This is a genomic window from Acidovorax sp. GW458-11-26-14-TSB4 (genome assembly GCF_059423865.1).
In genome coordinates this window covers 165,114-188,216 of the sequence record NZ_JBWKYR010000005.1, presented here as the reverse complement: position 1 = coordinate 188,216, position 23,103 = coordinate 165,114, and the positions used below count along the sequence as shown (strand labels likewise).

Here is a 23,103-nt window from a genome sequence, read left to right as displayed (position 1 = left end):
GATGGGTCCACTGTAGGCACGCAGCGTGTGTACGATAAGCCGGTTGAATGTGCACGGGTTGTGCTGAATTTCGAACAATCGAGCGGAGGGGTTGTTCATGGCCGAGCAATTGGGCGACCTGGCCGCCTTTCTCGCCGTTGCGCGCAGCGGCGGCTTCCGCGAGGCGGCGCGCGGCAGCGGTGGCGCCAGCAGCGCATCGGGCCTGAGCGAGGCCGTACGCCGGCTGGAAGCGCGCCTGGGCGTGCGCCTGCTCCACCGCACCACGCGCAGCGTGGCGCCCACCGAGGCGGGTGCCCGCCTGCTGGAGCGCCTGGGCCCGGCGCTGGGCGAGGTCGAGGCCGCGCTCGATGTGGTCAACGGCTTTCGCGACCGGCCAGCCGGCACTCTGCGCCTGAACGTGCCCGCCAGCGCCGCGCGCCTGGTGCTGCCGTCCATCGTGCCGCCCTTCCTTGCGGCCTACCCCGAGATCCGGCTCGACGTGGTGGTGGAGGAGAGCTTTGTCGACATCCTGGCCGAGGGCTGCGATGCCGGCATCCGCTACGACGAGCGGCTCGAGCAGGACATGATCGCCATCCCCATCGGCCCACGCTGGCAGCGCATGGCCACGGCCGCATCGCCCGCCTACCTGGCCGCACGCGGCCGGCCTGCGCATCCACGCGAGCTCATGCAGCACGCCTGCCTGCGCGGCCGCTTCGCCAGCGGCAGCATGGCCAGTTGGGAGTTCGAGAAGGACGGGGAGGTGGTGGTCGTGGACCCCAGCGGCCCCCTCATCGTGCGCATCGCCGCCGGGGTGGACCTGGCGGTGGAGGCGGCCTGCGCGGGCTGCGGCATCATCCACATGTTCGAAGGCTGGCTGCAGCCCCAGATCGACAGCGGTGCGCTGGTGCCGGTGCTGGAGGACTGGGCGCGGCCTTTCACCGGGCCGTTTCTCTACTACCCCGGCCGGCGTTATCTGCCAGCGCCGCTGCGGGCGTTTGTGGATTTTGTGCGGGAGCAGAGTGAAGAATGAACGCGGTGCCTCCAAACCTGGAGTGCAACCGCTTGCTTGATATGCCTCGGCACTTGTTCCAGTGACTCTGGGGCTGCTCAATCAATTGCGCAGTGTGCGCATGTTTCCAGTTACGTTGCAGCATTGGGAGAACCCATCCACAAGTCATTGAGGTCCGGAAACTTCCACTTCTCCGGGTCCTCGCGCGCCACGATCTTCTCCGTGCTGCCGGGGATCGCCAGGTCCACCACCTCGGGCGGAATGCGCAGGTCCGACTTGGTCGAGAAGAAGACCTTGACCTTGGGCGAGGTCAGCGACTGCGCGCCCTGCTCGGTCACCACGCCGATGCGCCCGGAACTCAGGCGCACCAGCGAGCCCACCGGGTAGATGCCAATGCTCTTGACGAAGGCCTGGAACAGCCGGGGGTCGAAATGGCCCTTGGTCCACTCGGCCATGCGGCGCAGCGATTCGGCCGGATCCCAGCCAGACTTGTAGGGCCGGTCGGAGGTGATGGCGTCGTAGACATCGCAGATGGCGGTCATGCGCGCGATCAGGCTGATCTGGTCGCCCTTGAGCTTGTCGGGATAGCCCGAGCCATCCATCTTCTCATGGTGGTGGCGGCAGGCGTCGAGCACGGCATCCTCCACGGCTCCACCTTCCTTGAGCATCTCATAGCCTTCGGCCGGATGGCTCTGGACCACGGCGAACTCGGCATCGGTCAGCTTGCCCGGCTTGTTGAGCACGGCCAGCGGAATGGCCGCCTTGCCCAGGTCATGCAGCAGCCCCGCCATGCCGGCGCTGCGGGTGTGCTCTTCATTGAGGTTGATCTGCTTGGCCAGGGCCACCATGAGGGCGCACACGGCCACCGAGTGCATGTAGGTGTAGTCGTCGGCCGTCTTCAGGCGTGCCAGGCTGATCAGCGCGCCCGGGTTGCGCGTGACGGAGTCCGAGATTTCCTCCACCAGGCCGCGCGCGTTCTCCGGGTTCACGGCCTTGCCCATGCGCGCCTCCTTGAACATGGATACCATGGCCTGCTTGGCTTCGCCGCAGATCAAGGCTGCAGCTTGCAGCTCACTTTGCATGGTGGATGGAGCAGTGCCGAAAGCCCGACGAGTTGCCGAGGCCGGTGGTGGCGAGGACGTTGCCGAGGGAGTCACCACCATTGCTGGCAGTTTGTCGAGCATGCCAAAGTCCGTTTCCACTTGGAAGTCTGCTTCCTCTTTCGACACCGAATGCACGCCGACCGCGACGTCAAGCCCTTTGGACGTGTCGATCCATACTTCCTCTATCGATGCCGCCTTGATGCGCGCGAGATCCTTCGTTTCTTTGAGCACGAACTTGGCACGCCAGAACGGGTGGTCCATCCAGGAGCCGCAGAAGTCGTGGACATACATCCCCAAGGTGAGGTGCTGCGTGCTGATACGCTTTAGCATGGATTTTTCCCGTGACCCGTGTGGTGAAAAAAGGGAATGGCAAGCGTTGGCTTCAAGCTCCATTGTTGGCCCACCCAAAACTTGGACCTGCTGCGCAAGCCTTCGAACTGCGTGGACCAATTGGGCAATCCCAGTCTATGGCCAGTGCACCTGCTTGGGCAATCCAAGTTTTGCAAGCCTGCGCTGCGCTACAGCAACTGCCGCCGGCAGCAACTGTGCCCGACCGGTCGCGCAATCGGCGGCAAATACGCGCCGTTGCGCAATCTGTCTCAGAAGGCCTCCCAGTCCACATCGGCGCCTGCTGCTGCCAGCTTTGGACTATGGAGCGACGGACGTATGGCAGGTTTCTGTGCGCTCGTACTTGGTCGGTTCAGGCCAGAACTTGCAGGCTTGTTCAGTCGCGTTGTTGCAAACGATGCTGCTGCAGGCGATTGGAAGACGGTTGAATGCTCGTCAGCCAGCTTGAAGAAATCGACAGCGCGCACCAGTTCCAACGCCTGATTGTTCAAGCTGCTCGCCGCAGCAGCCATCTCCTCGACCAAGGCCGCGTTTTGCTGTGTCACCTGGTCCATCTGGGTGACTGCTTCACCCACCTGGGCCACACCCTGGCTCTGCTCCGTACTCGCCGCGCTGATCTCCCCCATCAGGTCGGTCACACGTTTGATCGCACTGACGACATCGCTCATCGTCGCGCCGGCCTGATCCGCAAGCGTCGTACCCTGGCTGACACGTTCAACACTGTCTCCGATCAATGCCTTGATTTGCTTGGCCGCATCCGCCGAGCGGCCTGCAAGGCTGCGCACTTCCGTTGCGACGACTGCGAAGCCTCGTCCCTGTTCCCCTGCGCGCGCGGCTTCCACAGCGGCATTCAACGCGAGGATGTTGGTCTGGAAGGCGATTCCATCAATGACTCCAATGATGTCGGAAATCTTGCGGCTGCTTTCATTGATCTCGCGCATCGTGCTCACTACCTGACCCACGACCTCGCCACCATGCACTGCAACGGTCGATGCGCTCATCGCCAACTGGTTTGCCTGTCGCGCGTTGTCCGCGTTCTGGCGAACCGTGGAGTTCAGCTCTTCCATCGATGCGGCGGTTTCCTCCAGCGCGCTTGCCTGTTGCTCAGTCCGGCTGCTCAGGTCGCTATTGCCCTGGGAAATCTCCGAGGATGCGGTCGATACGCTCTGCGAGTTTTGGCGCACCAAGCCTACCGTACGCACCAGGCTTTGCTGCATGGTTTGCAAAGCGTCCAACAGCTTGCCCATCTCATCCTTGGAAGTGGCCGCGATGTTGGTGGTCAAATCTCCTGCGGCGACACGCTCGGCCACGCCGACGGCGGCAGCCAACGGGCGGGTGATGGATCGCACGAGCCACAGGGCGGCCACGATAGCCAGCGCTACTGCAACGATGGCAATGGTCGCAAGGGAGTTCAGTGCAGAAGCGTAGGCTTGGTGAGAGCTGGTGCGTGAGGCATCTGCTCCGTCACTGTTGAGCTTGACGATCTCATCGAGCTCGGCCTGGATCTGGTTGTAAAGCTTGAGAGACTCTCCATCGATCACCTCGCGAGCCTTGTCGTTTTCATTTTTGCGAGAAAACGCCAGAGCGTGGTCATTGATGTCCCTGTACTGGCGCCAAGTGTCGGAGAAGCGCTCGTAGAGCTTTTGCTCCTGAGGGCTGCTGATCAACTTCTCGTATTCGCCTCGAAGCCTGCTGACATTGGCGCGGTCGTCCTCGATTCGCTTGTCGATGATCGCCATGGCGGCTGGGTCCGTGTTCAGGACATGGTTCAGCAGGTCCATACGAAGGTCCGTGACCTTCGCATCCAAGGCGTTGACCACCCGCACGCTCGGTAGCCAGTTGTCGGCAATGTCCATGGTGGCCGCATTCATGGCTCGAATCTGGACCAGAGCCATTGCAGCCAGTCCGATGAGCAGCAGCACCAGCAAGCCAAAGGTGCCATATAGACGCGTCGAGATCTTCAGATTTTTCATAGTGATGCCCTCGTGGGATTGGTGGCCTTTCTGGGCCTTCGCGTGTGCGAGCGGAGATCAACGCCTCCGCTCTCATTTCTTGCCTCTCGTGGAGATGTGCTGCAAATAAACAGCAGTCTCAATCCGAGTGCTTAAGCATTTCATTATTATCATATTCATCATTTCTTAAGGCAAGCTTACAGGCTCGGGCTTGAGTCTTGGAAAGCTCTGAGCAACCTAGGCCATGGCATGCCAGTACCAACATCGGTGCTAAGAATGCATATCAAAACCTAAAAATCACCATATCGGTGCATTTTTCTCCGATGAAAATCATTCTCAACGCGGGCTCAGTCAAAAACTCACACGCATTGAGCACCTCGCACCACTCTGAGGCATTGATCTACATCAAGACAAATCAAATCAAATTTGACATTGTTACATATCAAAATTATCATTTATGCAATTTTAAGGCGATTGCAATCGCTGTGTCCGACGAACGATGAAGGAGTGCACGATGAGAAACAACCACCCCGTGAGCCAACGGGAGTTCACCTTCCCCCCGAATGAAACATTGGTGTCTGTGACCGATCTGAAAGGACGCATCACCTACTGCAACCGCGCCTTTGTTCAGGTGAGTGGGTTTCAGCTGGAGGAACTGCTGGGCCAGTCCCACAACCTGGTGCGTCACCCCGACATGCCATCGGAAGCCTTTCGTGACATGTGGGAGACGATCCAGTCAGGAGTGCCGTGGACCGGTCTGGTGAAGAATCGCCGCAAGGATGGAGACCACTACTGGGTTCAGGCAAACGCGACGCCAATGATGGATGGCGATCAGATCACGGGCTTTCTTTCCGTTCGCACCTCACCTACCAGGGAACAGGTGAAGTCCGCTGAGGCATTTTACGAAGTGCTCAACCGCCAAAGCTCGTCAGGTTGGGCAAGCTACGGGTTGCACCGTGGAGCCATTTTGCAAAAGGGCTTTCTCGGACGCATCAAGCGCTTGGCGCACCCATCGGTGGGCAGCAAGGTGATGTTTGTGCAAGCTGCCGCGGCCTTGACCACGATGGTCCCTGCATTGATGGGCGCACCTTGGTATGTCACCGCAGGCGTCGCGGCTACAGCGGCCATTGGTAGCTTCGCGCTGATCCGAGCCTTTGCCGTGAGCCCACTTCACCGTCTGGTCAAGGATGCCAACTGTCTGGCCTCAGGCGATTTGTCCCACGCCGTGCAGACGGGTGCAAGCGACATCGTCGGCCAGCTTCAGCAGGCCCTCAACCAGGTGAGCGTGAATCTGCGCACGGTAGTCAGCGATGTTCGTGAAGAGGTTGGTCATCTGGACATCGCGGTCCAGGAAATTGCTTCTGGCAACAACGATCTGTCTGCTCGGACTGAAGCCCAGGCGGGCAACTTGCAGCAGACCGCAGCGTCCATGGAGCAAATCAACGGCACCATCCAGAACAGCGCGAGCTCGGCCAATCACGGGGCGCACATGGCGTACACCACCGCTGAAGTCGCCAGGCGCAGTGACGAAGCAGTGCAGAGCCTGGCAACAACCATGCAGGAGATCGCCACGTCTTCCAAGCATATCGAGGACATCATCCAACTCATCGAAGGCGTTGCATTCCAGACAAACATTCTGGCGTTGAATGCCGCCGTGGAAGCAGCGCGAGCCGGGGATCAGGGCCGTGGCTTTGCCGTGGTCGCATCCGAAGTTCGCGCACTGGCGCAGCGTACCGCCACAGCTGCTAAAGACATCAAAGAGTTGATCACAGAGTCCGGTACCCTGGTCACTGCCGGTGTCGCGAGTGCAAACCAGGCGCGTGAGCGCATGCATGCCGTCCTTGAATCCATCGGAAAGGTGAATTCAGTGCTCGACGAGATCAGCACCGCAGCAGGTGAGCAGAAGGTTGGAGTCTCCCAAATCAACGAGGCTGTGTCCCACATGGATTCGATCACCCAACAGAATGCATCGATGGTGCAGGAACTCGCAGCAGCAGCGCAATCGGTGTACGGTCAGGTCCAGGGGGTCAGCAACTCCATGCGCCTGTTCCGGCTCAAATCGGGCGAACTGTCCTTGAGCCAGATCGACGCTGTCGAGTTGCGCAAGGCAAAGAGCTCGTCGCGGCGGCATCTGATCTAAGGCGATCGCACGGCACCACGGTTGTCCGCTACTTGGGTGAGTACTCCCTGCAGTTCAGCAACGAGTCGCGGTTTATGGATGACATCGACTCCCTGCAGTGCAAATGCGAAGGGTGCACGTTGAGCCTCGTCCAGGGAAGTGACAACCACCAGGCCGCTCTTCGCGAACCTCGGGTGGGAACGCAGCGTCGTGATGAGCGCGGCGCCGTCGATGCCTGGCAACAGGATGTCGACGATGAGGATGTCGGGCTGGACTTCGCCATACATCACCAACCCAGTGACACCGTCATTGGCAACGTGCAACTCCCATTCAGGGAAATGCTGCGCAAACAACAAAGACACCAAATTTTGAAAATGGATGGAGTCCTCGATGAATAGCACCTTCACTACAGCGCTTGAAGCTGGGCCAGCCTGCGTGCCGTCGACAGGGTCGGCATCTGCAGAGCGCTCACGCAGCCATCTCTCGACAGAGGCCCGCGAGATACGCCGATGCCCACCAGAAGTTTTCCACGCGTGGAGCTCTCTGCGGTCCGCCATCAATTGAACCGAACGCACAGCAAGTCCCAGCAATCGGGCTGCTTCGAAAGTCGTGAGCTGGTCTTCCGGTGAGATTGCAGTGATGGCGGGCTCTGACTTCATGTAGCGGGCATTTTACTTACACGAGTCTTTCACACCCGGTAGGACAGGGGCTGTGAAGTGACGTAACGCAGACACACAGAGGTAGATATGAAAAAAGTATTGATTGTTGAAGACCATGTCGACATCCGCAAGCTGCTCAGGATGACTATGGAGTTCGAGGAGTTTGAGATCCATGAAGCAGCCAATGGAGATGTGGGTCTGCAGATGGCGCGCGATGTGCTGCCCGACATTGTGCTTCTGGACATCATGATGCCCGGTGCGCTGTCGGGCCTTGAAGTGTGCCGGTGCATCAAGGCCAACCCTGCCATGAAACACACCAAGGTGATCATGCTGACTGCCCGTGGTCAAGCTGAAGATCGACGCGATGGCGCCAAGGCTGGGGCCGATGAATACCTGGTCAAGCCTTTCAGTACCCTGCAGGTGCTGGATGCCCTTTATCGCCTGGAGACGGTGGCATGACCCTCCCTGAGCAATTCGCACTGCCGGCTCAAGCCGCGCAAAACGCCATGGAGTCCCGATGCTTTGCGGAAGACGCATCTGCTCAGATGGAGCGCTTCATCGAAGACTTCGGGCACATGTACCGTGAACGCAATGAGGCCCTGCGTGAGGTGACCCGAGCGCATCACGAGGCACTTCTCCATCTGTCGATGGCGGCCGAGTTCCGAGATGACGATACCTCGGTACACATCATCCGGATCGGCTATCTGGCAGAGGCGTTGGCTCTTCATCTGGGCTCAACGCCCACGTTCGCACGCATGCTGCGTCGCGCTGCGCCCATGCACGATATCGGGAAAATCGGCACGCCGGACAACGTGCTCAAGAAGGCAGGTCCTCTCACCGAAGGGGAGCGGGACGTGATGAAGCAACACCCGGAGATGGGAGCCAAGATCCTGAGCAGTTCGCGTGTGCCGGTGTTCAGGCTCGCGGCCGAAGTTGCGCTGACTCACCATGAGCGATTTGACGGGATGGGATACCCACGCGGATTGGTTGGGGAGGCGATCCCCCTTTCTGGGCGCATCACTGCGGTCGTAGATTTCTTTGATGCCTTGACCATGGACAGGGTGTACCGACCTGCGTTCAGCGTCGAGAAGGCCTTGGAAATGCTGTTGGAGTTACGAGGGACTGCATTCGACCCGACCGTCGTCGATGCCTTCGTTGCCAACATCGCCGAGCTTGATGCCCTTCGCCTGAGGATCATGCAGGAGCGGCCCACATTCTCGGATCTCATTGACGCAGCCTAAGACTCCCTGTTGAGGACATCCACCATGCTTGTTTCCCTACGTTTGATCGCTTCTGTCTCATTTGTCTGTCTGGCTGCTTGCGTTCCGGCCATGGCCGGCCAGGTCTTTGACAAGGTCAACTCTCAGCACATTGTTCGCGTGTGCATTTGGCCCGACTACTACGGGATCACCTACCGCAATCCGCGGACCCAGCAGCTCGGTGGCATTGACATTGAGCTGTCTGCCGAGCTAGGCAAGGATTTGAGGGCAAAGGTTGAGTATGTCGAGTCGTCGTTCGCTACCCTGATCGATGACCTGCGCGGCGACCGTTGTGATGTGGCGATGTTTGCCATTGGCATGCTCCCGCAACGCATGGCGGCCCTCAAGTTCACGCGTCCGTACCTGAGCAGTGACATCTACGGTATCACCACGAAGAGCAATGCCGCGATCAAGCAATGGTCCGACATTGATCAGCCAGGCGTTGCCGTAGCAGTCCAGACTGGAACCTTCATGGAGCCCGTCATGATGGAGCGGCTCAAGCATGCGAAGGTGGTTAAGGTTGCGCCTCCAGCAACCCGTGAGCGGGAGTTGGAGAGCGGGAGAGTGGACGTTTTCATGACGGACTACCCTTACAGCCGTCGGCTTCTCGACAACGCCGATTGGGCGCGTCTGGTATCTCCGCCGCAACCGGTCTTCGTTTTGCCCTACGCCTATGCGGTGAAACCTGGCGACGACGCATGGCTCAAAACTGTGGACGAATTCGTCACTCACATAAAGCGTGACGGTCGCCTGGCGGCTGCCGCTGGACGAAACGGACTGAGCAGCATTGTGATTCCATGATGAATGAAATCAGGTTGTCAGCAAGCGAAGGTCAGCGCATGGCTGCGAAGCAGCATAGCCAGTTGCTGGTGCGCCTGTTTCTGGCCGCTGGCGTACTTGCTGCGGGAGCGGTGTTCGCTGCAGCCGTCACCATGGCGACGGCCGAGCAAGGTTCCTCTCCCCACCTGAGCGAGGCGCAGGCCCAAGTCTTGGTTGATCTCGCGCAAGCAGAGGTCAACCGCCGGCTGCGTCGCGACATTGGGACGCTGGACAGATTGGCGGAACGGCTTGCATCGCCGCTGCCTAGCTTGGATGTGACCTCAGACGTGATGACGAACGTCTTGGCCAGCTCTCCATCGTTTTGTGCGTTTTTGCTGATCGATGGAGAGGGGCATGTTCTTGCCAGCACGCGTGCCGGCGAGCGGGGCCAGGCGGTGAACATCCACAGCCTGGGCGCAATGCCTGCTGCAGGCCAGAGTCTGGTGGGAGATCTCGCTGTTGGCAGAAGCCAGCAGGACCTGAGGCCGGATGCGCACTATGCCAGCTTGCGGTCGACAGCTGGGGCGGTTGTTTTGCTGCGCACGATTGGTGATCGGAGAGGCATGCCAATGCACGTGATTGCATTGCTCAAACCAGAGGCCTTGTTGGCCGATTCCGCTGGGCACAAAGTGCAGCCTGGGTTTACTTACTCGCTGGCAACGAGGTACGGCCAGATCGCAGCCAGCACCGGAAAGTCTCCGCCAGTCCATGAGCATGCCAACGCGATGCCGGTCTTCCGAGCTGAACGTGTCGAGAACGTAGCGGGAAGCTATGTCGGGCGCGGCGTGCAGGGCAGCCAGCAAGTGGTTGCATTTAGATATCTGAAGAATTCGCCCTTGGTGCTCATTGGCGAGACGCCAGTGGAGCTCGCGACTGCATCGAAGCACAGCAGTCTTACCAGTCTGCTCTGGGCTGGCGTTGCGGCCAGCTGTGCATTCTTCGTGCTCGCCTTCCTGCTGCGCAGACCTGGTCGTCTGACCATTGAAGGATAAACATGTTCCTCAGTCAGCGGTCATTGCATCCCCGCGAGCCAGTGTTTTCGATACGCCAATTGAGTTCAATTGCGCTGCTCCTTGGCATCTTGCTCACATTGGGGGTAGGCTGCGCAACCGCCTGGGTTGCGGCGACGGACCGCACCCAGTTGATTCAATCCGAGCGTGACAAGGCAGAGCTGCTTGCGCGCATGCTTGAAGACCAGACCACGCGAACTGTAGACAGTGGATTGTTTGTGCTGTCCACCTTGGTGGAGTCGCGGGTCTTCCAGGAGATTGTCGAAAACCGCACTAACGGCGAAGACTCCCTCAAACAGTCCCTTGCCGGAGTGCCATTCATGCGAGGTCTGTTGGTGGTGGATGCACAAGGGAACGTGTTGGCGAGCAACAACCCTGAACACCTAGGAATTCAGATCAATGTTAGTCACCTGGGGGCTTTGCCGCCTGAAGGAAAAAGTGGAATCGGTCACCTCATTGCGGGCCGTGGCATAGAGAGTTTGGCATTGAACCCCGCAAGTGTTGCGGCGCCTAAAGGAGTCGGCTTTGTGCCGCTGATGCGCACCTTCACAGTTCACGAACGCCAATCTGTGTACGCGGTCGGGCTGCTGAACGCTGACGCGTTGGCGAACCTCCAGCAACTTGCTGTTGGACAGGCCGGATATACATCGACCGTGACGAGTTATGCGGGAGACTTCATTGCGGGGGCAGGGACACATGCGCTGCCTACCGCAGAGATCAAAGCACTGCCTGTTTTTAAAGACCACTTGCCTACCAGGGAGCATCTCAGCTTCGTTGGCAAAGGATTTGGTGGCGACCAACAGATCGTGGCCTACAGAGTCTCCCGGACCCATCCCATCGTGGTCGTGGTGGAAGAGCCGCGAGAGCTGGCGCTCAGCCGCTGGCTCGAAGACTCCGTTGGCTATCTATGGCTGGGTTGCGGCGCCTGCGCTGTGATGTTGGTACTGACGCTGGTGGCGTGGCGAGGCTTGCGCTTGAGAGAGTCGGCCCAGTTGTTTGCAGAAGATGCGCAGGACCGTATTGCTCAAAGCGAGCGTGAACTCGCCGTGTTGATGCGAAGCGTTCAGGAAGTGATCTTTCGCACGGACGAACACGGCAAAATTACCTTCGTCAATGCCCAGTGGATCGCTCTGAGCAGCGATGGTCAGCCATCACCTGTAGGCCGCCCATTGCATGAACTGGTAGAAGCTCAATCACGTGTTTCCGTGGCCCTGCTTTTCAAGGACGGCGTGAATGGCCGAGTGCGCAAGGCTCAGGCCCTGGTGCGCATTGATGATGGTCAGATGAAGCGGTTTGACCTCGCCGTAGTCCCACTTCTGCAAGAAAGGCAAGTGATTGGCTTCGCTGGCAGCGCTGTCGATGTGACCGAGCGTTGGATCGCTCAGCAGAAGCTTCAGAGCGAGCTTGAGTTCCGTGGACTGATGCTGGAGATGAATCCCCTGCCGATTTCCATGACCGACATGGAAGGAAGGATCGTGCTGGTAAATCGTGCCTGGGAGGAATACAAAGGTCGCGTGCGGGCCGATGTGATCGGCTTGCGGCTGCAAGACTTTCTTCCTTCTGAAGAGGCGGTGGTTCACCAGGCTGCTGACGCTCAGCTGAAAAATGAGCGAGAAACGGTGCGCTTCGAAACCAGGGTCCTCAACGGAAACCATTCTTGGCGGGACACGCGAGTGGTCAAGGCCATCGTTTCAGATTCCGAAGGCACGGCAACCGGGATACTTTGTACCCTCATGGATGTCAGCGAGTTCCGGGAGGCGGAGAAGGTGACCCGCGAAGCCCGGGATTCAGCGGAGGAAGCCTCCCGCTCAAAGTCGGAATTTGTTGCGAACATGAGCCATGAGCTGCGAACCCCTTTGCAGTCCATCATCGGCTTCTCTGAGCTGGGGATGTTCCGTGCCAAGGCCCACCCTGCATTCTGTGGAATGTTCGAAGACGTTCACCGCGCTGGGCAAAAAATGCTCTCCCTGGTAAACGACCTGCTCGATGTGGCCAAACTGGAAAGCACGGTAGGCACTTTTCATCTCGAAAAAATCGATTTGCGTGGGGTGATACGGCCCGTGCTTCGTGAGCTGGAGCCATTGCTGGCCCAGCGTAGGTTGGCGCTGGAGGTGAACCTTGGAGATGTGCCGCTGACTGCAAAGGTCGATCCGGTGCGGTTCGAACAAGTGATTCGCAATGTGGTGGCCAATGCGATCAAGTTCTCGCCAGAGGAGTCAAAGATTCAAATTCTCGGCAGGGTAGATAGCCGTGGGCAGATAAGGCTCGCCGTGCGCGACCACGGGCCCGGCATCCCACCTTGTGAATTGAGGTCGATCTTTGAGGCATTCAAGCAGTCAAGCGCCACCAAGGATGGGTCTGGGGGCACTGGCTTGGGCCTGGCAATCTGCAAAAAAATCGTCGAAGCCCTAGGTGGGGAGATCTACGCGGAGAACCTCCAGACCCAAGGGGCTGCATTTCACATCAGCCTCCCCGCACGCATGTGTGACACCGTACCCGCCGAACTCACCTGAAACATATGCAACAAGGAAATCTCTCAAAATGAATACATCCATGCGCCCCCTCGACTCCGAAGTACATGTCCCTTCTGGAGAGCATCTGGCATTCCGATTGGGCACCCAAGAATACGGCCTTGCCATCTCTGGAATTCAGGAAATCCGGTTCTTCGAACCACCGACACACATCGCAGGATCGCCCGCACACATTTTGGGCGTGCTGGACCTGCGTGGGGAAACCGTTCCGCTCATTGATCTGCGAGTATGTCTTGGCATCGATGCGAATTTCACGGCGAGCACAGTGACGGTCGTGGTAAACCTTGACCACTAAACCATTGGTGTGGTCGTCGACTCTGTTTCCGATGTGGTAGACCTGATGATCGATCAGATCAGGGACGTACCTACCCTCTTCGGGAAGGAGGAGTCGCATGGTGTGGTTGCCATTGCGCAAGTCGAACACGAGTGTGCTCCCCGTACCCTGTTGCTGCTGGACTCGGAGCAATTGATTGCCAGAGTCCGCCAGGGCTCGGGCCTGGAGCTTGCCGCTTGCACCGATTGATTGAGTGGCAGGCTGCCCAGATGCGCTGTCGCGGCCTCAGGCGGTCTTGTCTCTATCTGCTCGTTGATGAATTCTTCGACCTCTTCACAGTCGAGGTAACCTATGTCGCAAGGCTCCACAACCAAGCGCCGAGCCTTCGCGCCGGGTCGCGTTTCTTGGCCCGGGCTTCGGTGCTCCGGCCTACGACATGGGCAATGTAGCCGTGGCTCTCAATCGTGCGCCGATATTCGGCTCCACGGTAGCCCGCACCGGCGCACGGGTGCTTGCTGCGCAGGTTTGGCGGATTCTTGCGCTTGACGGCCGTGCGGGTGAGCATGCCAATGGTGCCCATCAAGCGGATGCTACCGGCGATACCGGTTGAGTCTCGGCGGATGGCTCACCCCTGCCTGAACGGACTGCGTCCCTGCAATTCCTCCAGATAACCCTCCACCCCCTGGCCTTCACGCTCCAGAAAGCGATCCACCGCCTCGGCGAATGCCGGGTGCGCGATCCAGTGGGCGCTGGTGGCCTGCACGGGCAGCAGGGCGCGGGCCATCTTGTGTTCGCCCTGGGCGCCGCCTTCGAAGCGCGCCGCGCCGTGGGCAATGCACCACTGCAGCGGCTGGTAGTAGCAGGCTTCGAAGTGCAGGCAGTCCACGCGCTCCAGCGCGCCCCAGTAGCGGCCATAGGCGACCAGGCCATCGGCACCGTAGTCGCCCAGCGCGATCAGGCTGCTGGCGATGGGGTGGCCCTCCTTTTCGGCGATGAACAGCAGCCAGGCCTCGGGCAGGGTGGCGGCCATGCGCGTGAAGAAGTCGCGCGTGAGGTAGGGCGGGTTGCCGTGCTCGAGGTAGGTACGCTCGTAGCAGCGGTAGAAGAAATCCCAGTCGGCGGTGGTGATGTCCGCTCCACGCGACCAGCGGAACGTGACACCTGCCTCGGCCACGCGGCGGCGCTCCTGGCGGATCTTCTTGCGCTTGTCCTGCGCCAGGCTGGCGAGGAAGTCGTCGAAGCTGGTGTAACGGGCCGGAACGTCCTCGGCAGTCGCCGGGGGCGGTGCCGAGCCGGCGCCGGGCCGCCCCAAGGCGGCGAGAGCCCCCTCGGGGGGCAGCGAGGACACGCCAGTGCCGAGCGTGGGGGCCACGTTCTTCCAGTGAAATTGGACCGTATGGCGCAGCATCAGGCCTTCAGTGGCGCTGGTCTTGATGTCCGCGCCACTGGCAAACAGCACATGCACCGACGAGACACCCTGGCTCTCGCACCATTGGCAGACAGCTTGCACCAGCAGGGTGCGGCTCTCCTCGTCGCGTGCCATGAGCCGGGTGCCGGGGACGGGCGTGAAGGGCACTGCGATGGTGGCCTTGGGGTAGTAGGGCACGCCGTGCTGCTCGTAGGCGTTGGCCCAGGCCCAGTCGAAGACGTATTCGCCGTACGAGTGGGCCTTGAGATACAGCGGGCAGGCGGCGATCAGCGCATCGCCCTCCCACAGCGTCATGAAGCGGGGTGTCCAGCCCCGTTTCGGTACAGCGCTGCCGCTCTCGTGCAGGGCCGCAAGGTATTCGTGGCGTACAAAGGGCGTGGGGTGGCTCTGCAAAGCCAGCAAGCCGTTCCAGGCATTGGCGTCCACCTCCTGCGGGGAGGCCAGTACGCGGGCGATAATGTCCGATTCAGCCATGTATGCCCTGCGGGCCTGCATCGGCGGCTGTCTTCAACCTGGCCTTGGCGGCCTCTTCCAGTTCCATGACGCTCTCCATTTGCACAGCGCAGCTCAATTTCGTGGTGGGCGACATGCCCGGCAATGCGCAGAAGATCATTGCCGCGGCGCGTGAGGCCCATGCCCGGGGCGCGCAATTGCTGCTCACGCCCGAGCTGGCGGTCTGCGGCTACGCGGCGGAGGACCTGTTCCTGCGCCCGGCCTTCATCGCCGCCTGCGATGATGCCGTGAAAACCGTGGCCCGTGAGACCGCAGGGTTGAAAGGCCTGGCCATCGTGATCGGGCATCCGCAGGCCGTGCGCGCCGGTGCGCCGGCCTTCAGCGCCTGCTTCAATGCCGCGAGCGTGCTGCGCGACGGCGTGGTGGAGCAGACGTATGCCAAGCGCGAACTGCCCAACTACCAGGTGTTCGACGAGCGCCGTTACTTCGTGGCCGGGCAGGCGCCCTGCGTGTTCGAGGTGGCCGGCGTGCGCGTGGGCGTGCTGGTCTGCGAGGACGCCTGGTTCGCCGGCCCCGCGCGCGATGCCGCCGCGGCCGGCGCGCAACTGCTGGCGGTGATCAATGCCTCGCCCTTCCACCTGGGCAAGAGTGCCGAGCGCGAGGACACCATGCGCGCGCGCGTGCAGGAAACCGGCCTGCCCTTGGTCTATGCCCACCTGGTGGGCGGGCAGGACGAGGTGGTGTTCGAAGGCCGCTCCTTTGCCCTGGGCGCCGACGGCGCGGTGGCTGCGCGCGCCCCGGGCTTCGAGGAAGCGCTGTTCACCGTGCAGGTGGAGTCCGGCAACGGCACCGCCCCGCTGGTGCTCAAGGGCGACATCGCCCCGTTGCGCAGCGCCGAGGCCGACCTCTGGGACACCCTGGTGCTGGGGGTGCGCGACTATGTGGGCAAGAACCGCTTTCCTGGCGTGCTGCTGGGCCTATCGGGCGGCATCGACTCGGCCCTGGTGCTGGCGATCGCTGTCGATGCGCTGGGCGCCGACAAGGTGCGCGCGGTGATGATGCCCTCGCCCTACACGGCCGACATCAGCTGGATCGACGCGCGCGACATGGCGGCCCGCCTGGGCGTGCGCTACGACGAGATTTCTATCCAACCCCAGTTCGAAGCCTTCAAGGCCGCGCTGGCCAGCGATTTCGCCGGCCTGGCCGAAGACACGACCGAGGAGAACCTGCAGGCGCGCATCCGCGGCACCTTGCTGATGGCCCTGTCCAACAAGTTCGGCTCCATCGTGCTGACCACCGGCAACAAGAGCGAAATGTCCACCGGCTACTGCACGCTCTACGGCGACATGGCCGGCGGCTTTGCCGTGATCAAGGACGTGGCCAAGACCACCGTGTTCGCGCTGTGCCGCTGGCGCAATGCCCACGACCCGTACGGCAAAGGCGCCAACCCCATCCCCGAGCGCATCATCACGCGCCCGCCCAGCGCCGAGCTGCGCCCCGACCAGAAGGACCAGGACAGCCTGCCGCCCTACGATGTGCTGGACGCCATCGTCGCGCGCTACATGGAGAACGACGAGCCCATCGAATCCATCATCGCCGCCGGCTTTGCACGCGCCGACGTGGAGCGCGTGACCCGGCTCATCCAAATCAACGAGTACAAGCGCCAGCAGGCGCCCGTGGGGATTCGCGTCACCCGCCGCAGCTTCGGCAAGGATTGGCGTTACCCTATCACCAATAGCTTTCGCGCTTGATGCAGTTCTGACGGCCTGAGCCCAGGCCACGAGCAGCCGTTCCCTTTTTTTCATCTCCAGGAGACCCGCCATGAAAATGATCACCGCCGTCATCAAGCCCTTCAAGCTCGAAGAAGTCCGCGAAGCCCTGGCCGAATGCGGCGTGACCGGCCTGACCGTGACCGAGGTCAAGGGTTTTGGCCGCCAGAAGGGCCACACCGAGCTGTACCGCGGCGCCGAGTACGTGGTGGACTTCCTGCCCAAGGTGAAGGTCGAGGTCGTCGTCAAGTCCGAGGATGTGGACCGCTGTGTGGATGCCATCGTCAACGTGGCGCGCACCGGCAAGATCGGTGACGGCAAGATCTTCGTGACCGCCGTGGAGCGCGTGGTGCGCATTCGCACCGGCGATCTGGACGACGCTGCTGTATAAGGTACATCCCCCTGAGTCGCTTCGCGCCTTCCCCCTTCTCTCGAATTGCGTTGCAATTCGGGAAGGGGGACACCGCCAGCGCGGCGGGGCGGCCCTTGCGCGGCGGTCCTGGCCTTGGGCGCGCCAGTTTTGTAGAGCGTGGGCTCAGATCACCGAGCGCAGCGGGATCTGGCTTGCGTTGTTGCTGGCCTGTTCGACCAGGGTTTGCAACAGCGCGGGTGCGTCGACATGGGCGTGCAGCAGCCCCATCTGCCATTCGCCCATGAAGCCGCTGGCCACGCTGTGGTTCAAAAAGGCCAGCAGGCCGTCGTAGTAGCCGGCCACGTTGAGCAGGCCCAGGGGCTTGTCGTGGTAGCCGAGCTGGCGCCAGGTCCAGACCTCGAACAGTTCCTCGAAAGTGCCTATACCGCCGGGCAGGGCGATGAAGGCATCGCTGCGCTCGGCCATCATGGCCTTGCGTTCGTGCATGGTCTGCACGATGTGCAGCTCGTCGCAGGCCCGGTTGGCCAGCTCCTTGTCCACCAGGGCCTGGGGGATGATGCCGACCACACGGCCGCCCGCCCGGCGCGTGGCCTCGGCCACGGTACCCATGAGGCCGCTGCGCCCGCCGCCGTAGACCAGTTGCCCGCCGTGTGCGCCGATCCACTCACCCACCGCCGTGGCTGCCTGAGCATAGGCCTCGTTCTCGCCGGGGCGCGAGCCGCAATAGACGCAGATGGAAAAAGCCGGTTCAGCCATGGGTGATCCTCTGGAAGATGGCCCCTGCCCAGATGCCTACGCACAGCAGCAGGGCCAGCAGCACGGCGGCGCTGCCCATGTCCTTGGCGCGCTTGGACAGGTCGTGCCATTCGGGGCCGATGCGGTCGATGGCGGTCTCGATGCCGGTGTTGAGCAGCTCGACGATCATCACGATCAGTACCGAGCCGGCCAGCAGTGCCACCTCCACCCAGCTCTTGCCCAGCCACAGCGAGCTGGGCAGCAGCACGATGGCGGCAATGGCTTCCTGCCGGAAAGCCTTCTCGTCCCAGCCGGCACGCAGGCCTTCCAGCGAATAGCCGGCCGCATGCCAGATGCGGTTGAGCCCGGTGCGGGCTTTCTGGGGATTGGCGGGGGCGGTGGGCTGGGGTGTGGACATAGGGAGCGAAAAACCGCGATTCTCGCGCACTGTTGTGACGGCGGGCTTAACGTCGGAAAACGGCCGCCCGGGGCTCATTTCTTGCGGTGCTCGAAATGCACCAGCCGCGTGCCGGCCAGCGCATCGTGCCAGAACTGCCGCTGTGGGTGGAAGCGCGCCAGAATGGCCCACACGGCCACCCAGCCGATGACCAGAACCAGCGTTTCCCCGCCCGAGAGTGCAAAAGGCGACACGGCCGCCAGCGGCGGCAGGAACCACAGCCAGCTGAGCAGATAGCGCAGCAGGGCGCGCGGCTGGCTGATGGGGCGGCCGGCGCGGTCCACCACGCGGATGTTCCAGGTCTTCATGGCCAGTGTCTGGCCCTTGGCCCAGAACCAGGTGAAATAGATGCCGAACACCACGAACAGGAAGGCCTGCAGTGCGTGGCGGTGGTCCAGCGCATGGCGCTGCTGGCTCAGCGCGCTGAACAGGTAGCCTGCAATGAACACCACGCCGAACATCAGCATGCCCTCGTAGAGCCAGCAGGCCATGCGGCGCATGAGGCTGGGGGTGGCGGCCGGTGCCGCGGCCGGGAGCGCCGCGTCCGCCTGCGGCGTGCTGGTGGTGGGAGTGGCGGGCATTTCCGGCGGTGGCATCGGTCGGCGCGGCGGGCGCCGTCAGTTGTTGGGGTACAGGCCTGAATTGTCGGCGCTGGGCGGTGCTGCGGGGGCTGCCGGGTCGGCGCCTTCCGCAGCCAGCGGAGGCAGGGCCGAGGGAACGGCGCTGGGCACGTTCACGGGCGCCGTTTCGACCACCACCGGGCCCGCAGGGCCGGGTGCCGGGGCGGTGGAGGCGGGTGCCGCAGGGACGGGAACCGGCATCGCCAGGCGCGGGCCGTGGTCGGTCACCGGGGGGATCTTGGGCGCGTTGGGGCGCAGTGGGTTGGCCTGCGTGGCCGCGGGCACCTGCACCAGCTTGCGCGGCGACACCGGGCGCAGCGCGGTGGCCGCGCCCTGGGGTTTGGGCGGGGCGGTGGCGGCCAGCAGGTCGCGCTCCTCGGCCGTCAGGGCCTGGTAGGCCTCCCACTGCGCGAGCTTGTTGTCGCCGGCCAGGCGGTTGGTGCTGGCGTAGTTCAGGCGCGCCTGGCTGCGCTGCTGGGCGCTCAGGCTGGCCCACTCGGTCATGCGGCTGTGCAGCTTGGCCTGCTCTTCCTCGGGCAGCTCGGGAAAGTTCACGGCCAGCGCCAGCCAACGGCGCTTTTGCACCTCGCTGATCTGCGCCCAGCGCTCGGCCAGGGGGTAGAGCGCGAGCTTTTGCCGGGTGTTCAATGTCTCCCAGCCCGGGCCGGAGGCCACTTCGGCCAGGCCTTCCGAGGGCAGGGCGGTGGCGCCACTGGAGGGGCGCAGGGCCGTGGTGGCTGCGGGCGTGGGGCGGGTGGCGGCAGACGGCAGCAGCGTGGCGGGCGCCATGCCCACCTGCCTGACGACCGTCACGGCCACGGCGCAGAGCGCGCCCAGAAGCGCCAAAGCCAGCACGATGGCTGGCAGTGGTGGGGGAGCGTCGTGAAGTCCTTTATGCATGCATCGGGCAGTGGGCCAAATCAGTGATTCTGCGCTGCCGTCTTGAGGAACTGGACAAATCCCGGGTCTGAATAGGCTTCTGGCGGCAATTCGTCGGTCAGCAGGGCGGCATCGACCTCGGCGATCTCGTTGGCGCCGGACTCGTCCTGCACCGTGCTGATGAAGAACATGCCCACCACCAGGGCGATCAGCGGAATGGCCGACACCAGGGCATTCCACCAGCTGTTGCCTTCGCCGCCGCCAGCGCCCAGGCTGGCGGTGGATCCACCGGCCAGCACCACCGGCGCGCTGGCCCGGGCGGGCGCGCGCACGGGCGCCAGTACCTTGCGCTTGGCCAGGGCCTGCATGCGCGAGGCGCGCAGGCGTTCCGAAATGTCGTAGGGCAGGTCCTGCGAACCGTCCGTCAGCCGCGCCGATACGCGGCGGGCAAAACGTTCTGCTGCAGCTTCCTGGGAGAGGTTGGGGGTGGTGTTCACAGTTCTATTCCTTTGGCTTTCAGGGCTTTGCTCAGGGTTTGTATGGCACGAAAACAGTGCGTTTTCACACTGCCTTCCGAACAACCCATCGCGGCTGCCGTTTCTGATACATCCATTTCTTCCCAGTAACGCATGAGGAAGGCTTCCCGTTGACGTGCTGGCAATTCTTGTATTTCGGCCTCGATGCTGCGAAAGATCTGGGCCCGGCGGGTCAGGTCTTCGGCACTTTCGGCCTTGTCCCCGTCGTCCGGACCGGAATACGCCTCCAGCAGATCAAAATCCATGCCATCTTCGCCGGGCCCTTCGAAGTCGCTCATGCTCGAAAACAGTGCATTGCGCGTCTTCTGGCGCCGAAACCAGTCCAGAGTGCTGTTGGACAGGATGCGCTGGAACAGCATGGGCAGCTCGGCTGCCGGCTTGTCCCCATAGTGTTCGGCCAGCTTGAGCATGCTGTCCTGCACGATGTCCAGGGCCGCTTCCTCATTGCGGACATGGTAGAGCGAGCGCTTGTAGGCGCGCTTTTCTACACTTTTGAGGAAATCGGAGAGTTCTTGTTCGGTTGCCAAGACGGGTCAGCCCGGGAATGGGACGTTGTCGGTGGCGTCCCAATGCGGCGCCCCAACAACAGGTGCAGAACCCCTCCACAGAGGAGTCCAGCCGCCGATTATCGCATCCCCCGGTGTTTTTTTAGGCACGGTGCGCAATTGCGCGTGTTGCAGTGCGATAATCGCGGCTGCAATTCAAAAGGCAAACGGGTCACGGTCCGGCGCGGCAATCATCCACGCCCATGTCCTTGGCCTCAAGTTCTAAGCTGGCTTCACAAGAGTCCACGCAAGGAGCACCCAAGGTTTTTCGTCAGAGAAATTCACAAAGGTTGATCATCATGGAAATCTCCAAGGCCGAAATCACTTCGGCAGCCGCTGCTGCGCAGGGCAACCCCCATTCCTCCAACGCTGCGGGCTCCCAGGACCTGATGGGCGCCGAGATCCTGGTCAAGTCGCTCCAGGCCGAGAACGTCCAGTACATCTGGGGCTACCCTGGCGGCGCCGTCCTGTACATCTACGACGCCCTGTACAAGCAAGAGACCATCCAGCACGTGCTGGTGCGCCACGAGCAGGCAGCCGTGCATGCTGCCGACGGCTATGCCCGCGCCACCGGTGAAGTCGGCGTGGCCCTGGTCACCTCGGGCCCCGGCCTGACCAATGCGGTCACCGGCATCGCCACGGCGTACATGGACTCCATCCCCATGGTGATCATCTCCGGCCAGGTGCCCACGCCCGCCATCGGGCTTGACGCCTTCCAGGAGTGCGACACCGTCGGCATCACGCGCCCCATCGTCAAGCACAACTTCCTGGTCAAGGACCCGCGCGACCTGGCGGCCACGCTCAAGAAGGCCTTCCACATCGCCCGCACCGGCCGCCCCGGCCCCGTGGTGGTTGACATCCCGAAGGACGTGTCCTTCAAGAAGGCCGCCTACACCGGCTATCCGCAGAGCGTGGAAATGCGCTCGTACAACCCCGTGCGCAAGGGCCACAGCGGTCAGATCCGCAAGGCCCTGCAGCTGCTGCTGGCCGCCAAGCGCCCCTACATCTACACCGGCGGCGGCGTGCTGCTGGGCAATGCCACCAACGAACTGCGCACCCTGGTGGACATGCTGGGCTACCCGGTCACCAACACGCTGATGGGCCTCGGGGCCTATCCCGCATCGGACCGCAAGTTCCTGGGCATGCTGGGCATGCACGGCACCATCGAAGCCAACAACGCCATGCAGAACTGCGACGTGCTGCTGGCCGTGGGCGCGCGCTTCGACGACCGCGTGATCGGCAACCCCAAGCACTTCGCGCAGAACGACCGCAAGATCATCCATGTGGACATCGATCCGTCGAGCATCTCCAAGCGCGTGAAGGTCGACATCCCGATCGTCGGCGACGTGAAGGACGTGCTCACCGAGCTGATCTCCATGATCCGCGAGAGCAGCACCCGCCCCGACGCCGGCGCGCTGGCGGCCTGGTGGGACACCATCGAAGGCTGGCGCAAGCGCGACTGCCTGAAGTACAGCATGGGCAGCCCCGACGTCATCAAGCCCCAGTACGTGGTGGAGACGCTGTGGAACATGACCAAGGACGTGGACACCTACATCACGTCCGACGTGGGCCAGCACCAGATGTGGGCGGCCCAGTACTACCGCTTTGATGAACCCCGCCGCTGGATCAACTCCGGCGGCCTGGGCACCATGGGCGTGGGCATTCCCTACGCCATGGGCATCAAGCTGGCCAAGCCGCAGGCCGAGGTGTTCTGCATCACCGGCGAAGGCTCGGTGCAGATGAACATCCAGGAACTGTCGACCTGCCTGCAGTACAACACGCCGATCAAGATCTGCTCGCTGAACAACCGCTACCTGGGCATGGTGCGCCAGTGGCAGGAGATCGAGTACTCCGGCCGCTACAGCCACAGCTACATGGATGCGCTGCCCAACTTCGTGAAGCTGGCCGAGGCCTACGGCCACGTGGGCATGCTCATCGAGCACCCCAAGGACGTGGAGCCCGCGCTGCGCGAAGCACGCAAGCTCAAGGACCGCACGGTGTTCATGGACTTCCGTACCGACCCCACCGAGAACGTGTTCCCGATGGTGCAGGCCGGCAAGGGCATTACCGAAATGCTGCTGGGCTCCGAGGACCTGTAAACACAGGCCGTCGGCTCCCGCTGCGGCCTGCAGCCACCGCGTGCCGGTTGCTGCAGGCCAATCCACCGCTATCAGCCCGATAGCATCCCTTTGACGAATCTATTGCCTGCCGAGCCTGCGCATTACCGTGCGCAGGGGAGGGCAGC

General features: G+C 62.1%; 22 protein-coding genes and 1 pseudogene. 12 read left to right on the top strand and 11 right to left on the bottom strand.

All coding sequences use genetic code 11. The features are described 5' to 3' along the window. The first annotated feature begins 97 nt into the window (after window positions 1-97). Complete coding sequence (locus AC07X5_RS13450; protein ID WP_494770576.1) at window positions 98-1,009, top strand: LysR family transcriptional regulator; 912 nt, start codon at window positions 98-100, stop codon at window positions 1,007-1,009. A 110-nt stretch (window positions 1,010-1,119) separates the two neighbouring features. Here the strand turns inward: AC07X5_RS13450 and AC07X5_RS13445 are convergent, their stop codons facing one another. Continuing rightward, entirely contained in the window at window positions 1,120-2,421 is a 1,302-nt protein-coding gene (locus AC07X5_RS13445) for a cyclic di-GMP phosphodiesterase (RefSeq protein ID WP_494770575.1), read from the bottom strand. A 269-nt stretch (window positions 2,422-2,690) separates the two neighbouring features. Continuing rightward, window positions 2,691-4,412, bottom strand: a complete 1,722-nt coding sequence (locus AC07X5_RS13440; protein WP_494770574.1) for a methyl-accepting chemotaxis protein — start codon at window positions 4,410-4,412, stop codon at window positions 2,691-2,693. Window positions 4,413-4,905: 493 nt separating this feature from the next. Here AC07X5_RS13440 and AC07X5_RS13435 point away from each other — a divergent pair, with 493 nt between their 5' ends. Further along, window positions 4,906-6,531 (top strand): methyl-accepting chemotaxis protein, encoded by a 1,626-nt coding sequence (locus AC07X5_RS13435; RefSeq protein WP_494770573.1) that lies wholly within the window; start codon window positions 4,906-4,908, stop codon window positions 6,529-6,531. On the opposite strand, the gene AC07X5_RS13430 is transcribed toward AC07X5_RS13435, so the two are convergent. Beyond that, window positions 6,528-7,169: a helix-turn-helix domain-containing protein gene (locus tag AC07X5_RS13430; RefSeq protein ID WP_494770572.1), complete on the bottom strand. Its 642-nt coding sequence runs from the start codon at window positions 7,167-7,169 to the stop codon at window positions 6,528-6,530. The genes AC07X5_RS13435 and AC07X5_RS13430 overlap by 4 nt on opposite strands. A gap of 87 nt (window positions 7,170-7,256) precedes the next feature. Here AC07X5_RS13430 and AC07X5_RS13425 point away from each other — a divergent pair, with 87 nt between their 5' ends. From AC07X5_RS13425 to AC07X5_RS13395, 7 genes are read left to right on the top strand one after another with little or no spacing between them, the layout of a single operon-like run. After that, window positions 7,257-7,628, top strand: a complete 372-nt coding sequence (locus AC07X5_RS13425) for a response regulator transcription factor (protein ID WP_494770571.1) — start codon at window positions 7,257-7,259, stop codon at window positions 7,626-7,628. Continuing rightward, a complete protein-coding gene (locus tag AC07X5_RS13420; RefSeq protein ID WP_494770570.1) occupies window positions 7,625-8,410 on the top strand; it encodes an HD-GYP domain-containing protein in 786 nt (261 codons plus the stop codon). Before AC07X5_RS13425 ends, AC07X5_RS13420 begins: the two co-directional genes overlap by 4 nt. 24 nt (window positions 8,411-8,434) lie before the next feature. Continuing rightward, on the top strand, window positions 8,435-9,229 hold the full coding sequence (locus tag AC07X5_RS13415; RefSeq protein ID WP_494770569.1) for an ABC transporter substrate-binding protein: 795 nt from the start codon (window positions 8,435-8,437) through the stop codon (window positions 9,227-9,229). Beyond that, window positions 9,226-10,239 carry a hypothetical protein gene (locus tag AC07X5_RS13410; RefSeq protein ID WP_494770568.1) on the top strand — a complete coding sequence of 338 codons (1,014 nt, stop codon included), beginning with the start codon at window positions 9,226-9,228 and terminating at the stop codon, window positions 10,237-10,239. The genes AC07X5_RS13415 and AC07X5_RS13410 overlap by 4 nt, the downstream gene beginning before the upstream one ends. 2 nt (window positions 10,240-10,241) lie before the next feature. Next, window positions 10,242-12,770: a sensor histidine kinase gene (locus tag AC07X5_RS13405; protein WP_494770567.1), complete on the top strand. Its 2,529-nt coding sequence runs from the start codon at window positions 10,242-10,244 to the stop codon at window positions 12,768-12,770. A 28-nt stretch (window positions 12,771-12,798) separates the two neighbouring features. Then, window positions 12,799-13,083 carry a chemotaxis protein CheW gene (locus AC07X5_RS13400; RefSeq protein WP_494770566.1) on the top strand — a complete coding sequence of 95 codons (285 nt, stop codon included), beginning with the start codon at window positions 12,799-12,801 and terminating at the stop codon, window positions 13,081-13,083. A gap of 45 nt (window positions 13,084-13,128) precedes the next feature. After that, entirely contained in the window at window positions 13,129-13,311 is a 183-nt protein-coding gene (locus tag AC07X5_RS13395) for a hypothetical protein (protein WP_494770693.1), read from the top strand. A 107-nt stretch (window positions 13,312-13,418) separates the two neighbouring features. Here AC07X5_RS13395 and AC07X5_RS13390 read toward each other — a convergent pair. Both AC07X5_RS13390 and AC07X5_RS13385 read right to left on the bottom strand, forming a co-directional pair. Beyond that, window positions 13,419-13,609, bottom strand: a pseudogene (locus AC07X5_RS13390) (IS5/IS1182 family transposase); the annotation flags it as partial. A gap of 78 nt (window positions 13,610-13,687) precedes the next feature. Further along, window positions 13,688-14,965 carry a GNAT family N-acetyltransferase gene (locus tag AC07X5_RS13385; RefSeq protein WP_494770565.1) on the bottom strand — a complete coding sequence of 426 codons (1,278 nt, stop codon included), beginning with the start codon at window positions 14,963-14,965 and terminating at the stop codon, window positions 13,688-13,690. Between the two features lie 65 nt (window positions 14,966-15,030). Between AC07X5_RS13385 and AC07X5_RS13380 the strand changes: the two genes are divergently transcribed. Together AC07X5_RS13380 and AC07X5_RS13375 are read left to right on the top strand one after the other, a co-directional pair. Further along, window positions 15,031-16,695 (top strand): NAD+ synthase, encoded by a 1,665-nt coding sequence (locus AC07X5_RS13380; protein WP_494770564.1) that lies wholly within the window; start codon window positions 15,031-15,033, stop codon window positions 16,693-16,695. A 70-nt stretch (window positions 16,696-16,765) separates the two neighbouring features. Then, a complete protein-coding gene (locus AC07X5_RS13375) occupies window positions 16,766-17,104 on the top strand; it encodes a P-II family nitrogen regulator (protein WP_124514797.1) in 339 nt (112 codons plus the stop codon). Between the two features lie 144 nt (window positions 17,105-17,248). On the opposite strand, the gene AC07X5_RS13370 is transcribed toward AC07X5_RS13375, so the two are convergent. From AC07X5_RS13370 to AC07X5_RS13345, 6 genes are all read right to left on the bottom strand, one after another. After that, window positions 17,249-17,842 (bottom strand): LOG family protein, encoded by a 594-nt coding sequence (locus tag AC07X5_RS13370; protein ID WP_409959827.1) that lies wholly within the window; start codon window positions 17,840-17,842, stop codon window positions 17,249-17,251. Beyond that, window positions 17,835-18,239: a diacylglycerol kinase gene (locus AC07X5_RS13365; protein ID WP_494770563.1), complete on the bottom strand. Its 405-nt coding sequence runs from the start codon at window positions 18,237-18,239 to the stop codon at window positions 17,835-17,837. The genes AC07X5_RS13370 and AC07X5_RS13365 overlap by 8 nt, the downstream gene beginning before the upstream one ends. Window positions 18,240-18,313: 74 nt before the next feature. Then, window positions 18,314-18,859 carry an RDD family protein gene (locus tag AC07X5_RS13360; protein WP_494770562.1) on the bottom strand — a complete coding sequence of 182 codons (546 nt, stop codon included), beginning with the start codon at window positions 18,857-18,859 and terminating at the stop codon, window positions 18,314-18,316. Between the two features lie 36 nt (window positions 18,860-18,895). After that, window positions 18,896-19,798, bottom strand: coding sequence for a DUF3106 domain-containing protein (locus AC07X5_RS13355; RefSeq protein ID WP_494770561.1), 903 nt, complete (start codon window positions 19,796-19,798; stop codon window positions 18,896-18,898). Window positions 19,799-19,818: 20 nt separating this feature from the next. Next, window positions 19,819-20,274, bottom strand: coding sequence for a DUF3619 family protein (locus AC07X5_RS13350; RefSeq protein WP_409959820.1), 456 nt, complete (start codon window positions 20,272-20,274; stop codon window positions 19,819-19,821). Next, complete coding sequence (locus tag AC07X5_RS13345; protein ID WP_409959818.1) at window positions 20,271-20,840, bottom strand: RNA polymerase sigma factor; 570 nt, start codon at window positions 20,838-20,840, stop codon at window positions 20,271-20,273. Before AC07X5_RS13345 ends, AC07X5_RS13350 begins: the two co-directional genes overlap by 4 nt. Window positions 20,841-21,157: 317 nt before the next feature. On the opposite strand from AC07X5_RS13345, the gene AC07X5_RS13340 reads away from it, so the two are divergent. Then, a complete protein-coding gene (locus AC07X5_RS13340) occupies window positions 21,158-22,957 on the top strand; it encodes an acetolactate synthase 3 catalytic subunit (protein WP_409959816.1) in 1,800 nt (599 codons plus the stop codon). Window positions 22,958-23,103: the final 146 nt, after the last annotated feature.

Excerpts from the sequence above, each read along its gene's own strand:
- AC07X5_RS13340 (WP_409959816.1), top strand. The coding sequence starts at position 21,158 with ATGGAAATCTCCAAGGCCGAAATCACTTCGGCAGCCGCTGCTGCGCAG.
- AC07X5_RS13410 (WP_494770568.1), top strand. The coding sequence starts at position 9,226 with ATGATGAATGAAATCAGGTTGTCAGCAAGCGAAGGTCAGCGCATGGCT.
- AC07X5_RS13425 (WP_494770571.1), top strand. The coding sequence starts at position 7,257 with ATGAAAAAAGTATTGATTGTTGAAGACCATGTCGACATCCGCAAGCTG.
- AC07X5_RS13440 (WP_494770574.1), bottom strand. The coding sequence starts at position 4,412 with ATGAAAAATCTGAAGATCTCGACGCGTCTATATGGCACCTTTGGCTTG.
- AC07X5_RS13415 (WP_494770569.1), top strand. The coding sequence starts at position 8,435 with ATGCTTGTTTCCCTACGTTTGATCGCTTCTGTCTCATTTGTCTGTCTG.
- AC07X5_RS13435 (WP_494770573.1), top strand. The coding sequence starts at position 4,906 with ATGAGAAACAACCACCCCGTGAGCCAACGGGAGTTCACCTTCCCCCCG.
- AC07X5_RS13385 (WP_494770565.1), bottom strand. The coding sequence starts at position 14,965 with ATGGCTGAATCGGACATTATCGCCCGCGTACTGGCCTCCCCGCAGGAG.
- AC07X5_RS13375 (WP_124514797.1), top strand. The coding sequence starts at position 16,766 with ATGAAAATGATCACCGCCGTCATCAAGCCCTTCAAGCTCGAAGAAGTC.
- AC07X5_RS13360 (WP_494770562.1), bottom strand. The coding sequence starts at position 18,859 with ATGCCCGCCACTCCCACCACCAGCACGCCGCAGGCGGACGCGGCGCTC.
- AC07X5_RS13355 (WP_494770561.1), bottom strand. The coding sequence starts at position 19,798 with ATGCATAAAGGACTTCACGACGCTCCCCCACCACTGCCAGCCATCGTG.
- AC07X5_RS13400 (WP_494770566.1), top strand. The coding sequence starts at position 12,799 with ATGAATACATCCATGCGCCCCCTCGACTCCGAAGTACATGTCCCTTCT.
- AC07X5_RS13395 (WP_494770693.1), top strand. The coding sequence starts at position 13,129 with ATGATCGATCAGATCAGGGACGTACCTACCCTCTTCGGGAAGGAGGAG.
- AC07X5_RS13380 (WP_494770564.1), top strand. The coding sequence starts at position 15,031 with ATGACGCTCTCCATTTGCACAGCGCAGCTCAATTTCGTGGTGGGCGAC.
- AC07X5_RS13450 (WP_494770576.1), top strand. The coding sequence starts at position 98 with ATGGCCGAGCAATTGGGCGACCTGGCCGCCTTTCTCGCCGTTGCGCGC.
- AC07X5_RS13420 (WP_494770570.1), top strand. The coding sequence starts at position 7,625 with ATGACCCTCCCTGAGCAATTCGCACTGCCGGCTCAAGCCGCGCAAAAC.
- AC07X5_RS13445 (WP_494770575.1), bottom strand. The coding sequence starts at position 2,421 with ATGCTAAAGCGTATCAGCACGCAGCACCTCACCTTGGGGATGTATGTC.
- AC07X5_RS13370 (WP_409959827.1), bottom strand. The coding sequence starts at position 17,842 with ATGGCTGAACCGGCTTTTTCCATCTGCGTCTATTGCGGCTCGCGCCCC.
- AC07X5_RS13405 (WP_494770567.1), top strand. The coding sequence starts at position 10,242 with ATGTTCCTCAGTCAGCGGTCATTGCATCCCCGCGAGCCAGTGTTTTCG.
- AC07X5_RS13430 (WP_494770572.1), bottom strand. The coding sequence starts at position 7,169 with ATGAAGTCAGAGCCCGCCATCACTGCAATCTCACCGGAAGACCAGCTC.
- AC07X5_RS13365 (WP_494770563.1), bottom strand. The coding sequence starts at position 18,239 with ATGTCCACACCCCAGCCCACCGCCCCCGCCAATCCCCAGAAAGCCCGC.